This window comes from Kitasatospora sp. NPDC101157 (genome assembly GCF_044768255.1).
Classification (GTDB): Bacteria; Actinomycetota; Actinomycetes; order Streptomycetales; family Streptomycetaceae; genus Kitasatospora.
In genome coordinates, this window is the sequence record NZ_JBIWPL010000002.1 from 322,002 (window position 1) to 336,260 (window position 14,259).

At 73.4% G+C, this 14,259-nt stretch carries 13 protein-coding genes; 7 read left to right on the forward strand and 6 right to left on the reverse strand.

Features of this window, described 5'->3' with window-relative positions; all coding sequences use genetic code 11:
• The first annotated feature begins 137 nt into the window (after positions 1-137).
• From ACIRVF_RS04885 to ACIRVF_RS04895, 3 genes are all read left to right on the forward strand, one after another.
• Entirely contained in the window at positions 138-836 is a 699-nt protein-coding gene (locus ACIRVF_RS04885; RefSeq protein ID WP_402813755.1) for a ribonuclease H, read from the forward strand.
• A gap of 137 nt (positions 837-973) precedes the next feature.
• A complete protein-coding gene (locus ACIRVF_RS04890) occupies positions 974-1,672 on the forward strand; it encodes a hypothetical protein (RefSeq protein ID WP_402813758.1) in 699 nt (232 codons plus the stop codon).
• Positions 1,673-1,731: 59 nt separating this feature from the next.
• Complete coding sequence (locus tag ACIRVF_RS04895) at positions 1,732-1,929, forward strand: hypothetical protein (RefSeq protein ID WP_402813761.1); 198 nt, start codon at positions 1,732-1,734, stop codon at positions 1,927-1,929.
• 75 nt (positions 1,930-2,004) lie between these two features.
• On the opposite strand, the gene ACIRVF_RS04900 is transcribed toward ACIRVF_RS04895, so the two are convergent.
• The 5 genes from ACIRVF_RS04900 to ACIRVF_RS04920 all read right to left on the reverse strand — a co-directional run bounded on the left by ACIRVF_RS04900 (position 2,005) and on the right by ACIRVF_RS04920 (position 7,800).
• Positions 2,005-3,390 carry a hypothetical protein gene (locus ACIRVF_RS04900; protein ID WP_402813764.1) on the reverse strand — a complete coding sequence of 462 codons (1,386 nt, stop codon included), beginning with the start codon at positions 3,388-3,390 and terminating at the stop codon, positions 2,005-2,007.
• 112 nt (positions 3,391-3,502) lie between these two features.
• On the reverse strand, positions 3,503-4,453 hold the full coding sequence (locus tag ACIRVF_RS04905; protein WP_402813766.1) for a carbohydrate ABC transporter permease: 951 nt from the start codon (positions 4,451-4,453) through the stop codon (positions 3,503-3,505).
• Positions 4,440-5,510 carry a carbohydrate ABC transporter permease gene (locus tag ACIRVF_RS04910; protein WP_402813769.1) on the reverse strand — a complete coding sequence of 357 codons (1,071 nt, stop codon included), beginning with the start codon at positions 5,508-5,510 and terminating at the stop codon, positions 4,440-4,442. The genes ACIRVF_RS04905 and ACIRVF_RS04910 overlap by 14 nt, the downstream gene beginning before the upstream one ends.
• Complete coding sequence (locus tag ACIRVF_RS04915) at positions 5,500-6,753, reverse strand: extracellular solute-binding protein (protein WP_402813772.1); 1,254 nt, start codon at positions 6,751-6,753, stop codon at positions 5,500-5,502. Before ACIRVF_RS04915 ends, ACIRVF_RS04910 begins: the two co-directional genes overlap by 11 nt.
• A 54-nt stretch (positions 6,754-6,807) precedes the next feature.
• On the reverse strand, positions 6,808-7,800 hold the full coding sequence (locus ACIRVF_RS04920) for a LacI family DNA-binding transcriptional regulator (protein ID WP_402813774.1): 993 nt from the start codon (positions 7,798-7,800) through the stop codon (positions 6,808-6,810).
• Positions 7,801-8,008: 208 nt separating this feature from the next.
• On the opposite strand from ACIRVF_RS04920, the gene ACIRVF_RS04925 reads away from it, so the two are divergent.
• The 3 genes from ACIRVF_RS04925 to ACIRVF_RS04935 all read left to right on the forward strand — a co-directional run bounded on the left by ACIRVF_RS04925 (position 8,009) and on the right by ACIRVF_RS04935 (position 11,923).
• Entirely contained in the window at positions 8,009-10,060 is a 2,052-nt protein-coding gene (locus ACIRVF_RS04925; protein ID WP_402813777.1) for a glycogen debranching N-terminal domain-containing protein, read from the forward strand.
• A 200-nt stretch (positions 10,061-10,260) separates the two neighbouring features.
• On the forward strand, positions 10,261-11,037 hold the full coding sequence (locus ACIRVF_RS04930) for a hypothetical protein (protein ID WP_402813779.1): 777 nt from the start codon (positions 10,261-10,263) through the stop codon (positions 11,035-11,037).
• Positions 11,038-11,212: 175 nt separating this feature from the next.
• Positions 11,213-11,923, forward strand: a complete 711-nt coding sequence (locus ACIRVF_RS04935) for a hypothetical protein (RefSeq protein ID WP_402813782.1) — start codon at positions 11,213-11,215, stop codon at positions 11,921-11,923.
• Positions 11,924-12,002: 79 nt separating this feature from the next.
• On the opposite strand, the gene ACIRVF_RS04940 is transcribed toward ACIRVF_RS04935, so the two are convergent.
• Positions 12,003-13,277 carry an MFS transporter gene (locus tag ACIRVF_RS04940; protein WP_402813785.1) on the reverse strand — a complete coding sequence of 425 codons (1,275 nt, stop codon included), beginning with the start codon at positions 13,275-13,277 and terminating at the stop codon, positions 12,003-12,005.
• Positions 13,278-13,344: 67 nt separating this feature from the next.
• On the opposite strand from ACIRVF_RS04940, the gene ACIRVF_RS04945 reads away from it, so the two are divergent.
• Positions 13,345-14,229 (forward strand): winged helix-turn-helix transcriptional regulator, encoded by an 885-nt coding sequence (locus ACIRVF_RS04945; protein WP_402813788.1) that lies wholly within the window; start codon positions 13,345-13,347, stop codon positions 14,227-14,229.
• Positions 14,230-14,259 lie beyond the last annotated feature (30 nt).

A 14,259-nucleotide genomic window follows, 5' to 3' on the forward strand; every position in this document is an offset into this window, starting at 1 on the left:
CCGGTGCGGGAATCACGGCCCGTCGAGCGGTCGGGGCCGCACTCCTCCGACCTCAGTTGGTCCGCGGCACGGCTGCTCCCGCTGCCGGGCCTCTGAGCACTTTGGCGACCGGCCGCCTGACCAGGCATGATCGGGGCATGGTCGAACGAGTCATTGCAGCGTGTGACGGAGCAGCCAAGGGCAACCCGGGTCCGGCGGCCTGGGCCTACGTGGTGGCGGACGGCGCCGGGGTGCCCCAGCGCTGGGAGGCCGGGCCGCTCGGGCACAGCACCAACAACATCGGCGAGCTGACGGCGCTTCAGCAGCTGCTGTCCGCCACCGACCCGGCCGTCCCGCTGGAGGTGCGGCTCGACAGCACCTACACCCGCGACTCGGTCACCAAGTGGCTCAAGGGCTGGAAGCGCAACGGCTGGAAGACCGCCGCGGGCAAGCCGGTGGCCAACCGCGAACTGATCCAGCGGATCGACGAACTCCTGGAGGGCCGGGACGTCACCTTCGTGTACGTCCCCGCCCACCAGGTGGACGGCGACCCGCTGAACGCCATCGCGGACAAGGCCGCCAGCGACGCCGCCCGCACCCAGCAGGCCGCCGCCGGGACGGCCGCCGACCTGCCGGTGCCCGACCCGGCCGCGGTCGCGAAGCCATCGAGGGCGCCCAAGGCGCGCAGCACCGGTTCCGCCGCCACCGGCACCGCCAGGCTCAGCGGCGGATCGCGCACCCTGAACGCCCGCTTCCCCGGCACCTGCCCGTGCAGCCGCCCGTACGCCAAGGGCGACAAGATCACCAAGGTGGGCGGCAGCTGGGGCCACCCGGAGTGCGCCGCCGCCCACGCCTGAGCCCTCCCAGGTCCAGCCCTGAGCCCTCGCAGGTCCAGGCCTGAGCCCCTGGTCGTCCAGGTCTGAGCCCCCGCACGCCGCCGCCTGAGTACCCGTACTCAAGCGGCGGCCCTGCGCGGCGGTGCACGATAACGATCATGACGAAGAACGGGAAGGGCCGCCGGAAGGCCGTGCGGGTCGGGATGATCACGGCGGCCGCCGGGGCGATGGTGCTCGGCACGGTCGGCTACGACGCGGCCGCGACGCTGGCGGAGGCGCTGCCCCGGGCCTGGTCGGGGACGCCGTACCCGGTGGCCGACCCGGCAGCGGTCGCCAGGCACCTGGACACCCGGGCCCAGGCCGTCTACGACGCCCTCGCCCTGCCGCCGGGCGCCACGCTGACCAGCGGGAGCGAGGGCGACGGCATCACGGCCCGCAGCTACGGGGCCTGCCGCGCCCGGGGCCTCACCCACCTCCTGGAGAGCATGGGCGACACCGGCGCCGACCAGCCCCGCACGGCCGCCCTCGGCGCCCGCTTCACCCTCGCCGGGGTCGGCCGGCCGCAGTGGCAGCAGGCCCGGCAGCGGGCCCGGCAGGCCCTGACCGACCAGGGCTGGACGGTCGCCGCCGTCGACGGGTCCGCCGCCGCCCCCGGCCTGACGCTGACCCCACCGGCCACCGGACCCGGCTCCCTGGTCGAGAGCGTCTCGATCAGCTTCGACCCCGTGGCCGGCACCCTCGCGGTCGCGGCCGCCACCGAGTGCGCCCACTACCCGGACAGCACTCCGACGGGCCCGCTCGGGGAGCCCACCGACCTGCCGGCCATCACCGCGCCGACCCAACTGCGCAACCGGTGAGTCCGGAGCCGCTCCCGCCCGTACAGACAAGTGGGCGTGCCGGAGCGGAGGTGAGTGCGGTGATCGTGTCCGAGACGCTGGAGTTCCACGTCGGCGACCAGGTGTGGGTCTACCGCGACTCCTCCTTCGGCACGGTCGAGAGCGCGGTCGTCGTGGACGCCCCGGCGGACCACAGTCTCCGGCTGGAGTTCACCGACGGCCACCGCAGCCACCTGCGCGACGGCCGGGTCGAGTTGCACGTCGGGCCACCTGAGTGAGCGGAGCCGGACGAACGCGACCGGCCGACCGCGGGTGCGGCCGGCCGGTCGGTGGGCGAGGACGTCAGGAGGGGATCACTTCTCCTGCGCCATGGACTTGATGTCCTCGAAGCCCATGCCGACCTTGTTGAGGGCACGGGCCTGGTCCTCCGGCACGCCGAGCGCGGTCAGCTCCTTGAGCTGGGCGTCGGTCAGCGGGGCCGCGTCGGTGCTGAACGGCGGGACGGCGCCCGGCCCGGCGCCGCCGCCGAGGTCGGAGTCCCCGCCACCGGCGGCCACCATGAAGAAGGTCTTCATGAGGTCCTCGGCGGTCATCTTGTTCGGCACGGGCGACGGGGCCTCGACCTTGGGCGCGTCCTGGTTGAAGGTCAGCTTCACCGGGAACTCGACGCCCGGCTCGACCTTCTCCGCCAGCTGCGCCAGGTCGAAGGTGGCCGAGGAGAGCGAGCCGTCCTTGAGGTAGAGGTCGGCGCCGACCTGGCGGTCCGGGACGCCGGTCGGGGTCTCGGTCGGGAACTTCTTGAACTGCTGGGGGAACTTGGTGGAGAGCGGCTTGAGGGCCTTGTAGAGCTCGTCCACGGCCTGGCGGGCGGGGGCGCTCATCCAGATGTGCTCGGTCCCGTCCTTCTTGCCCTTGTCCTCGAAGGTGACCGTGCGGTCGAAGACGTCCTTCAGCGAGTTGAAGAGCTCCTGGCCGGCCTGCGGGTCGACCGAGGGCACGGCCTCCGGCTTGCCGCCCTTGGCGCCGTCGTCCTTCTTGGCCGCGTCGGCGAGCTCCTGGAGGTCGAAGGACGTCCAGTTGCCGCTCAGCAGGCTCTTGGCGGGGGCCATGTCGGACGGGAGGCCGTCGGTGACGTCGTCGACCTCGGCGGCGTCCTGACCGGTGAGCTTCAGGACGGTCTTGAGGTCGATCCGCAGGTACCCCTTGGCCTCGACCTGACGGTACTCCAGGAGCGGGGTGCCCTTCTTGTCGGCGATGCGGTAGGAGAGCCGCACCGACTTGTCGAGCGTGACGTCCTTCTCGGCCTTCTGGTCCTTGGCGGCCGCGTTCTTGAAGGCGTCGACGTCCTTGAGCGGCTTGTCGGCGGAGACCGCCACGGCTATGGAGAGGCCGGACAGCGCCTTCGCGCTCTTCTCGTCGGCGGCCTCGTCGCCGGTGGCCTTGCTGAAGGCGACGATCTGCTCGGGGGTGGCGTCCACGGAGAGCGTGAAGCCGGCCGACTTGCCGTCACCGATCTTGCCGAAGGCCTTGGACACCTTCTGGCCGGCCGAGATCTGCTCGGCGGTCCCGCAGGCGGTGAGGCCGGCGGCGAGGACGGAAGCGGTGACCGCGACGGGCAGCGCACCGCGCGCGGCCTTGCGGATGGCGGTGTTGATGGTGCGTCTCCTGTGTGACAGGGCCTGAACGAACGACGTCAGGCCGACCCTCCCCTGCGGCGAAGTGCACCGCAGCGCATACACATGTGAGCACAGTATCAGCAAGGAGGCACACGATTTTTTGACCCCGTCTTTAACTGATCTGTCCGGGATGATGGTCCTTTGGCCGGATTCCGCCCCCGCCGTGCCCGCCGGCCTACCCCTTGGACGACCCTGAGTGGGCCCCGCGCACGAAGTGACGCTGGAACAGGAAGAACAGCACCGCCACCGGCACGGTCGACACCAGCGCCGCCGCCAGCTTGAGCGGGTACTGCGTCCCGGAGCCGAGGCCGCCGGAGACGAAGTGCGCGAGACCGGTGGTCAGGGTGTCGTGCTCGCTGGACCGGGTGGCGACCAGGAAGTGGGTGAACTCGTTCCAGGAGCCCTGGAAGGAGAGCACGGTGAGGGTGATCAGCGACGGCCGGGACATCGGCAGCACGACCGACCGGAAGATCCGGAACGTCCCGGCCCCGTCGATCCGCGCCGCCTCCTCGATCTCTCGTGGCACCGACTCGAAGAACTGCTTCATGATGAAGACCCCGGCGGCGTCGACCAGCAGCGGCAGGATCATCCCGCCGTAGGTGTCGAACATCCCGAAACTCTTCAGCACCAGGAACTTCGGGATCAGCAGCACCACGCCCGGCACCGCCATCACCGCCAGCACGAAGCCGAACAGCAGCCGCCGGCCGGGAAAGCGGATCCGGGCCAGGGCGTAGCCCGCCATCGAGTCGAACAGCACCCGCCCGGCCGTGACCAGGACGGTCACCAGCACGCTGTTGCCCAGCCAGCTCAGGAACGGGACGTTCTCCACGCCCCGCGCCAGGCCGGACAACCGCCGGTAGGAGTCGAGGGTGCCGCCGTCCGGCAGCAGGGTCATCGGGTGGGCGGCCGCGTCCGGGTCGGTCTTGAGGCTGTTCGCCAGCTGCAGCAGGAACGGCAGCACGTAGACCAGCGCGAAGCCGGTCAGCGCGGTGTACCCGAGGAGGCGCAGCGGGCGGGGGAAGCGGCCGAGCACGGGTTTGTCCGGGACGGCACTGCGGCCGGCCCCGTCCGGGCCGGTGCCGCGGTCGGCCCTGTCCGGTCCGGCGGAGCGGTCAGCGTGTCGCACGGCGGGCTCCCTTCGGGTACCGCCGCTGCTTGCCGTCCCGTTCCCGCAGGACGAACCGCTGCGCGGCGGTGAGCAGCAGGACGAGGCCGAGCAGGACGAACGCGATGGCGGCGCCCTGTCCGTAGTCGGCGTTGTCGAAGCCGGCCGTGTAGGAGAGGTAGGCGGGCGTGAGGGTGGTGTTGCCGGGGGCGCCCCTGCCCATCACGTAGACCTGGTCGAAGACCTGCCAGGTGGATATCAGGCCGAGCGTCAGCACCAGGAAGAGGACGGGCCGCAGGGCGGGAAGCGTGACGTGGCGCAACAGTTGGCGCCGGTTGGCGCCGTCGAGGGCGGCGGCCTCCTCCAGTTCGCGCGGGACGTCCTGGAGCGCGGCCAGGAAGATCAGCATGAAGGTGCCGGAGGTGGTCCACACCGCCATCAGGATCAGGGTGCACATCGCGACCGAGGGCCCGGCGAACCACTCCGACCAGGGCAGTCCGAGCGGGCCGCCGCCCGACGGCGCGGGCCGGTCGACGCCGAACCGGGCGAGGACCAGCCAGACCAGGCCGCGCGGATCGGCGAACCAGTTGGGACCTTTGACCCCGAACCAGGCGAGCGCCCGGTTGACGGCGCCGCTGCCCTGGAACAGGAACAGGAAGACGGTGGAGACGGCGATCGAGCTGGTGACGGAGGGGAAGTAGAAGACGGTGCGCAGGGCGCCCCGGCCGCGCAGCATCCGCTGGTTGACGGCGATGGCGAGGAACAGCGCCAGCGCGGTCTGGAGCGGCACGGTCAGCAGCACGTAGTAGAGGGTGTTGCGCAGCGAGGTGGCGAACAGCGTGCGGTCCAGGCCGTCCTCGGTGAACAGCCGGCGGTAGTTGTCCAGGCCGACGAAGTCCGCGTTGCCGTTGAACGGGTCGGACTGGCCGTCCCAGTGCAGCAGGCTGACCCACAGGGCCATCGCGATCGGCAGGACCAGGAAGAGGCCGAGGACCAGCACCATCGGGCCGGTGAACAGCCAGCCCCAGGCCCCCTCGCCCAGCCCGCGCCCGGCCCTGGTACGGGCGTCACCCGGCATTCTTGAGGGCCTGCTCGCCGTTGCGCTGGAGGGCGGCCAGGATGGCGGCCGGATCGCCGGTGCGCAGGGACTGGAGGTCGGTGTTGAACTGGGTCAGCACCTGGTTGAACCCGGGGACGGTGACCGGCGGCTGGGCGTGGGCGACGCCGTCGACCCAGGCCTTGGACTCGGGGTACGTCGCGGCGTAGGTCGCCAGGACGCTGGTGCGCGAGGGCATCACGCCGAAGGCCTTGGCGAACTCCAGCTGCTGGTCGGCCGAGGTGAGGTGCTTGACCAGGTCGATGCCGGCCGCCCGGTGGGAGCTCTTGGCGGCGATGCCCCAGCAGTTGCTGAAGGACAGGGTGCCGGGCCCGGCCGGTCCGGCGGGCAGCGGGAGCACCTTGTACGGGACGTCCGGGTAGTCCTTGGCCATCGCGCCCTTGAGCCAGTTGCCCTCGATGGTCATGGCCGCCCTGCCCTTGCCGAGCGCCTCGCCGCCCCAGCCGGCGTCCACCTCGGTGACGTACTTGGCGGAGCCGGCCTTCATCATGCCCTGGAGGTACTCCAGGGCCTGCCTGTTGGCGGGGCTGTCGGCGGTCATCGCGGTCTGCGCGGGGTCGGTGATCCAGCCGCCGGCCTGCTTGAGCAGGGCGCCGAGCCGCTGGTAGTCGGGGGCGGTGACCAGGCCGGTCACACCGTCCTGGGCGAGTTTGCCGGCGTCGTCGGAGAGTTGCTGCCAGGTGGTGGGGTAGTCGGCCTCGGTCAGGCCGGCCTTCTTCCACAGGTCGGTGTTGACCGCCAGGGCCAGGGTGGAGCTGTCCTTGGGCAGGCAGGTGAGCTTGCCCTGATAGCTGAAGGCCTTGCGGAGTTGCTCGGAGAAGTCGGCGGCGTCGGGTATCTGGTCGCCGTAGGCGTACAGCGAGCCGCCCTTGGCGTAGTTGGCGAACTGGTCGGAGTTGACGTAGAAGAGGTCCGGCGGGTTGCCGCCGGCGAAGGCCTGGCCCAGCTGCTGGTTGATGTTGGCGGCGATCTGCACGGTGACGGTGTTGCCGGTCTTCCCGGCCCAGTCGGCGGTGGCGGCCTTGACCGCGGCGGTCTCGGCCTCGCCGGAGGTGGCGATGAGCACGGTCAGGTTCTGGTTCGCGCCGGAGGACTGCTCGGCCGATGAGTCGCCGAAGCCGCCGGAGGAGGAGCAGCCGGTGGCGGCGCCGAGGGCGAGGGCCGCGCAGACGGCGGCCGCGGCGAGGGTGCGGGAGGTGGCCATGCGGATCTCCTTGCGAGGGGCGGGGTGGGGCGGAGGAGCTTCGGGAGAGCGGCGTCACACGCTTTCGCGAAGGACCAACTCCGGTTCCAGCAGGATGTGTTCGGTGGGCCGGTCGCGGTCGCCGAGGCGTTCCAGCAGCAGCCGCATGCAGGCGCGGCCGACGGCGTCGAGCGGCTGGGCGAGGCTGGACAGCGAGGGGAACAGCAGCGGGGCGATGGGGGAGTCGTCGAAGCCGATGACGGCGGCCTCCGGGCCGGGGCCGCGGCCGGCCCGGCGCAGCGCCTGGTACCAGCCGAGGGCCAGGGTGTCGCTGGCGGCGACCACGGCGGTGGCACCGGTGGCGAGCAGCTTCTCGGCGGCCCCGGTGGCCTGTTCGGGGTCGTCCGGGCTCGCGACCCGGCGGCCCCGGGTGGGCAGGCCCAGTTCGCGCATCGCCTCCTGCCAGCCGCGGGCGCGGTCGTCGCCGACGCCGGAGCCCCTGGGCCAGCCGAGGAAGCCGATCCGGCGGTGGCCGAGGCCGGCGAGGTGGCGGACGGCCGCGGAGGTGCCGGCGGCGCCGTCCACGTCGACCCAGTCGCCGACGTCCTTGCCGGACCAGGTGCGGCCGAAGGCGACGAACGGGACGCCGCGCTCGTGCAGCCAGCCCTGGCGGCGGTCGCCGCGGTCGGTGCCGCTGAGCACGAAGCCGTCCGCGCCGTGCTCGTCCAGCAGCTGCTGGTAGCTGGTGAGTTCGTCGTCCCCGGGGGCGACGGCGAACAGCACCACCCGGTAGCCGGCCCGGTCGGCGGCTTCGGAGAGCGAGTGGAGGAACCGGTCCAGGACCGGTGTGGGCACGCCGGTGCTGCTGGAGCGGATGCCGTAGCCGATCAGCCGGCTGGCCCGGGTCTTGAGCGCCTGCGCGGCCCGGTGCGGGCGGTAGCCCAGTTCGTCGATGGCGCGCCGGACCCGCTCCAGTGTCTGCGGGCGCAGCAGCTCGGGCGAGTTGATCGCGTTGGACACCGTCTGACGGCCCACGCCGGCCCGGGCGGCGACCATTTCGAGGGTCACGGCGGACCCCGTCCTGGGCCTGGGCGATGAGTGTGGATGCATGACGGTGATCCTAGGTTCTGTCGTCATCGAGCCGGTGTTGGAGCGTTCCAAGCGGGGGTTCCATCAATCCCACCAGGCGAGTTAATGTCTTGGAACGCTCCAACGGCAGAAAGGTTGCGCCCGGGTGGAAGCAACTGTCAAGCCCCGCACCGAGAACGAGGAGTCCATGCCAGCGACCGAACTGCAGCCCTTCCTGCACGACGCCCGGCTCTCCGTGGCCGCCCCCAGCCTCTGCGCCGCCCGCCCCGACGGCCGGATCTCGGAGGGCGCCGACGGCTTCTACCACGGCGACCGCCGGATCCTCTCCCGTCTGGAGGTCGGCGCCCCCGGAGTCCCCAACACCCCCGTCGCCACCGTCGACGGCGCCGACGGGCACACCGCCTTCGTCACCGTGCTGCGCGGCCTCGCCGAGAGCACCGCCGACCCCGCCACCACCCTGGAGCGCCGCCGCGAACTCCACCCCGGCCGCCTGGTCGAGCGCTACAGCGTCCACAACGCCGGCGGCCGAACCGCCCGACTGCGCCTGGAGGTCCGCGCGGAGAGCGACTTCGCCGCCATGGACACCGTCAAGGCCGGCCGCAGCGGTACCGCCGCCGTCCCCGAGGCGGAACCGGACGGACTGCGCTGGAGCCGCGGTCCGCTCACCGCCCGCCTCACCCTCACCCCGGCGCCCGACCACCTCGACCCCGGCACCGGCACCCTCGGCTACGACCTCGAACTCGCCCCCGGCCGGAGCTGGCAGGCCGTCCTGGAGTGCACCGCCGACCACCGCGACGGCGACCTCTTCCCCGCCGCCCCCACCACCCCCTGGACCACCCCCAGGATCACCGGCCGCGACCACGACCTCGCCCGCTGGATCCACCGCTCCCACCAGGACCTGCGCGGCCTGCTGCTCACCGACCCGCTGCGCCCCGCCGACACCTTCCTCGCCGCCGGAGCGCCCTGGTTCCTCACCCTCTTCGGCCGCGACTCGCTCTGGGCTGCCCGGATGCTGCTCCCGCTCGGCACCGACCTCGCCGCCGGAACCCTGCGCACCCTGGCCCGCCGTCAGGGCCGCGCCGTCGACCCGGCCACCGAGGAACAGCCCGGCAGGATCCTGCACGAGGTCCGCCGCGCCGAGCAGCACCTCGGCACCGGCTCCCGCCTGCCGCCCAGCTACTACGGCACCGCCGACGCCACGCCGCTCTGGCTGGTCCTGCTGCACGACGCCTGGCGCTGGGGCCTGCCCGCCGAGCAGGTCGAGGAACTGCTGCCGAACGCCGAGGCCGCGCTCGGCTGGCTGGAGCGGTACGCCGACGCGGACGGCGACGGCTTCCTGGAGTACGTCGACGGCACCGGCCGCGGCCTGTCCAACCAGGGCTGGAAGGACTCCTCGGACGGCATCCGCTTCCGCGACGGCCGGATCGCCCGGGCCCCGATCGCGCTCAGCGAGGTCCAGGCCTACGCCCACGAAGCGGCCGTCGGGGCCGCCGCCCTGCTGGAGGCCTTCGGCCGCCCCGGCGCCGCCCACTGGCGCCACTGGGCGGACGGCCTGCGACAGCGCTTCCGCGAGCGCTTCTGGGCCGAGGACGGCGACGGCCGGTACCCGGTGGTCGCCCTCGACCGCGACAAGCGCCCGGTCGACTCGATCGCCTCCAACCTGGGCCACCTGCTCGGCACCGGTCTGCTCGACGAGGCGGAGAGCGCGCTGGTCGCCGCGCGGCTCACCGCCGCCGGCATGGACAGCGGCTTCGGGCTGCGCACCCTGGACGCCGGCACCGCCGGCTTCAACCCGCTGGGCTACCACACCGGTTCGGTCTGGCCGCACGACACCGCCGTCGCCGTGCACGGCCTGGCCCGCGCCGGACTGCACGGCGCCGTCGCGCCGCTGGCCGCGGGGCTGGTGCGCGCCGCCGCCGCCTTCGACCACCGGCTGCCCGAACTCTTCGCCGGCCACCCGCGCGACCGGTACGCCGGCCCCGTCCCGTACCCGGCCTCCTGCCGCCCCCAGGCCTGGGCGGCCGCGTCCTCCGTACTCGTCCTGCAGTCGCTGCTCGGGCTGGCGGCGGACGCCCCCAACCGCCGTCTGCGGGTGCGCGACCGGGTCCCGGCCGGGTACGAGTCGCTGCGGATCGACGGGCTGACGGTGGCCGGGCTGCCGATCGAGGTGGAGACCGACCATGCCGGGGCCGTCCGGCTGCGGGCGCCGGAGGGCTTCACGGTCACCGTGGTGCGCTGATCCGCGCGCCGGGCGGCCGTCACCCGTGCCGTCCTTGGACGGTCCGTGTGCCGACTCCGTCCCACCGGGCCGCGGCCCAGGCGGGACGCAGGGGTCGGCGGGGGCTGGGGTGTTCGAATTGTCATCACCACCTGCTAACCTCAGCCGATTTCCCGCCGCACCGAGTCGGCGGACAAGACGGGGTAAGAGGTACAGAAGACATGGCATTCCTCCGGGCCAAGCAGAAGGCCCAGGTCATCGAGAAGCTCTCGCAGGTGGCGCCTCCCGGCGAGACCTTCATCGCCTGCGTGCACGCGGAGAGCGGGCCCAGCCCGTGGCTCGCCGCGGCGCTCGGTGAGATTCCGCTCGTCGGCCTGATCATCGTGCTGACCCGCAGGTACTACTTCCTGACGCTCACCAACAGCCACGTGGTGATCAACTCGGCGAACCGCTGGAACAACCGCCCCGGCGACGTCGTCGCGGCGTTCCCGCGGCACGCCTTCCCGGTCAACCGGGTCAAGCGGGCGAGCATCTGGAGCTCGATGTACATCCAGATGCCGGGCAACAGCAGCCCGACGCGCCTGAACATCCACCGCATCTGGCGCGCCGAGATGGACCAGCTGAGCGCCGCCTTCCCGCCCGGGTCGATCGACCCGAGCTCGCAGCCGTTCGACACCCCCCAGGGCCAGGGCTACCCGATGCCCGGTCAGCCGATGCCGGCCCAGCCCGGTGTCCCGCCGCAGCAGGGATTCGGCGCGCCCCAGGGCCAGCCGTACCCGCCGCAGCAGCCGTACCCGGCCCCGCAGGCGGCCGCGCAGGGCCAGCCGTACCCGGCCCCGCAGGCCTATCCGCCGGCCCAGCCCTACCCGGCGGCCCAGCCCTACCCGCCGCAGCCGGGCGCCCCGGTGCCGCCGCAGGGCCAGCCGTACCCGCCGCAGGTCCCGAACGTGCCCTACCCGGGCCAGCCGGGCCAGCAGGGCTACCCCGGCCAGCGCTGACCACGCCGTTCGGCCCCGGCTCCCGCCCGTGCGGGAGCCGGGGCCGAGGCCGTTCGCGGTCACCCGCGGTGACCGTGCAGTGGTCGTCCGTGGCCCCCACGGGCTCGCCGCGCTGGCGGGGGCGGACTCTGCCAGGCTGGGAGGGAAGCTACCTCGACCGAGGAGGCCCGCAGCCATGTCAGCGCAGAAGCCCGGGCCGTCCGGGCGGCGGGCCCGCGTCGCCGCGCTCCGGGCGGCGGAGGTCCGGCACGCGCGGGCCCGGCGGTGGCTGGTGGGCGGCCTGATCAGCCTGCTCGTGCTCGTCGTGATCGGCGGGATCGCCGTGGTGATCGCCACCAACCAGGACTCCACCGCGCCCAGTGGCGTCCCGGCGCACCCGCGGACCACCGCCGAGGGCCGCACCACCCCGCCGCCCTGGGACGCACCCGCCGACGCCGCCGCGGCCGTCAAGGCGGCCGGCCTGCCGATGCTCGGCGCCGAGGGAACGGCCCTGCACATCCACGCCCACCTCGACGTCTACGCCGACGGACGGGCCGTGACGGTGCCCGCGCTGGTCGGCATCGACGAGAGCGCCCAGAAGATCAGCCCGCTGCACACCCACGACACCACCGGCGTCATCCACGTCGAGTCGCCGGTGAGCGCCGGTTTCACCCTGGGCCAGTTCCTGACCGAATGGCAGGTCTCCGCCTCCGCCGACCACCTCGGCGGACTTCGCACCGACGCGACCCATACCCTGACCGCGTACGTCAACGGCAAGGCGGTGAGCGGGGACCCGGCGGCGATTCCGCTGAACGCCCACGACGAGATCGCCCTGGTCTACGGGACGGCCGCCGAGAACGCCGCCGTCCCGGTGCCGAGCGGCTACAACTGGCCGGCCGGGCTCTGACCGCCGCGGCGGCGCGCGGTCAGCCCGCGGGCGGCGGGGCGCCCACCGCGCCCCGCCCGTACGGAAGGCCGCCCGGCACTCAGGTCAGTTCGCGCATCCGCCGCACCGGGCCGACCAGCAGGATCACCGGGCTCGCCACGCTGACGATCGCGACCAGCAGCAGCGCCGGACGCGGCCCCCAGGCCGCGGCGGCGGCGCCCGCGGCGAGGGCGCCGACCGGGATGGCGCCCCAGGAGACGAAGCGGACCGTGGCCATCACCCGGGAGAGCAGTTCCGGCGGAGTGTGGGTCTGCCGGTGGGTGCGGGTCACGATGCTGGTGACCACGACCCCGGCCGAGAAGCCCGCGTTGCCGAGCGCGAAGACCAGCGTTCCCCAGCCGGACCCGGCCGCCGGGAGCAGCAGGGCGAAGACGGTGGAGACCGCGGCCGCCCAGCGCAAGGAGGGGCCGCCGCCGAAGCGGGACACCAGGCGCGGCGTGGCGGCCGCGCCGAGCAGGCTGCCGAGGCCGCCGGTGGCCATCAGGGCGCCCACGGCGGCGGCCGGGGCGTCGAGGGTGCGGACCAGGAAGACCGGGGTGAGCGTCATCAGGCCACCGCAGACGAAGTTCACGGCGGTGGCGTCGGCGACGCAAGGCCGGATCACCGGGTGCCGGGCGACGAAGCGCCAGCCCTCGCGGATCTGCTCGCGCATCCCGGCGCCGCCGGTCGGCCGGGCGGCGGGCTGCCCGACCTGCGGGAGGCTGCCGAGCAGCGAGGCCGAGACCAGGTAGCTGACCGAGTCCAGCAGCATCGAGGCCGCGCCGCCGACGAGTTGCACCAGCACCCCGCCCAGCGAGGGCCCGGCCAGGTCGGTGGCCGCGATGCTGCCGGAGACCAGGCTGTTGCGGGCGGTCAGCTGCTCCTTGGGGACGACGGTGGGCAGGAAGGTCGAGTTGCCCACGTCGAAGAGGACGCTCGCGAAGCCGACCACCAGCGCCACCACGACGAGCTGCGGAAGGCCGAGCACCCCGAGGGCGGCCGCCAGCGGGACGGAGGCGACGGCGGCCGCGCGGACCAGGTCCGTCGCGACCTGGGTGCCGCGCAGCGGCAGGCGCTGGACCAGGACGCCGGCGGGCAGCCCGATCACCAGCCAGGCGACGTACGCGGCGCCGGTGATCAGTCCGACCTCCAGGGCCGAGGCGTGCAGGGTGACCACCGCGATCAGCGGCAGCGCCACCGTGGTCACCTGGTCGCCGAGCCGGCTGACCGTCGAGGCCGTCCAGTAGCGCCAGAACGCCGCCGCCCCGCCGCTTTCGCGTCCCCCGGGCCGTACCGGGCCCGCTCCTGCCGCCGTGTCCGCTGTCCGCGTCGTCACGTCCACCCCTTCGTCACCGGATCCGCCCGACTGAGTTCCTTTTGGGAACTCACTATAATGGGTGATCATGCGGCACACGGAAGCGGCTGACCCCGACTGCGCGATCTCCCAGGCCCTGGCGGTGGTCGGGGACACCTGGACCCTGCTCCTGATCAGGGACGTCGCCGGTGGCACCCACCAGTTCGACGCCCTGCAGAACGGACTGGGCATCAGCCGCAAGGTGCTCACCGAACGCCTCAAGGCACTGGTCGCCGACGGCGTACTGGAGAAGCGGCTCTACCATCCCCACCCGCCGCGCTACGAGTACCACCTGACCGGCCGGGGCCGCGGTCTGCTGCCCGTGCTGGTCGCCCTCCAGGACTGGGGCGGGCGCTACGTCCTCGGCGACGGCACGCTCAGCGGTACCAGCACCCCCGACTCCGCCGAGACCCGCCGGGTGCGGGCGCTCACCGGCCACCGGCTGCCCGCCCTGGAACTCGACGCCGCCGCCGGCGGACGCGCCGACCCGGTCGCCGCGGACCGCGCCTGGACGGTGCTCTACTGCTACCCGGGCGCCTACGCCCCGGGCGGCCTGGACTACCCGCCCGGCTGGGGAGAGGTCCCGGGCGCGCCCGGATGCACCCTGGAGTCCTGCACCTACCGCGACCGGATGGGCGAGTTCGCCGCCCGCGACACCGCCGTCCACGGCGTCAGCACCCAACGCCCCGACCAGCTGGCGGCGTTCGCCGACCACGCGCGGATCCCTTTCCCGCTGCTCTCCGACGCCGGACTCGAACTCGCCGCCGCCCTGCGGCTGCCCACCTTCCGCGCCGCCGGAGTCGAACGCCTCAAGCGGCTCACCCTGGTCCTCGACGCCGACCGCACCGTCCGCGGCGCGCTCTACCCGGTCCTCGACCCCGCGGGCTCGGTCGAGGACGTCCTCGCCCTGCTCGACGGCCTGCGCGGCGCCTGACCGCAACCCGGACCTGCCGGCCCGTCACCT